We start from the raw sequence: 345 nt of genomic DNA on the forward strand, positions 1-345 counted from the left end.
CGTATGCAAGCCTGCTCGTATTCCATGCGCAGACTCTGGATACCCGCATTCCTTTTCTGTGTGCCTGATGCTCACAGCGTTTCTGGATATCCCGTTTTCTCCACAGATGCAGTTTCTGTTTTTTCTTTCCGGATATCTTTCCCTGCATTTCCAGATACTCGAATACGATTACATCTGCATGGTTCTCTTCTGCATTTTTTACAATCGCACCTGCAATTTTTCTTCCCAGCTCTATGTTCAGGCGTTTCGTATATGCCCATCTTCCCCGTGACTGCGCAGAGCTGTGTTCCCTCTGGAATCTTCGGATTCGGCCCAGTGTGCGGTACATCCGGTCTTTTTCACTGG

General features: G+C 48.1%; 1 protein-coding gene. It reads right to left on the minus strand.

What is annotated here, in order from left to right:
• Positions 1 to 345, minus strand: a 345-nt coding sequence (locus ACTNDS_RS16715) for an IS200/IS605 family accessory protein TnpB-related protein (protein ID WP_441036867.1), incomplete at both ends; no start/stop codon positions are given.

The organism is Blautia sp. HCP3S3_C12, from assembly GCF_052064155.1.
Taxonomy (GTDB): domain Bacteria; phylum Bacillota; class Clostridia; order Lachnospirales; family Lachnospiraceae; genus Blautia_A.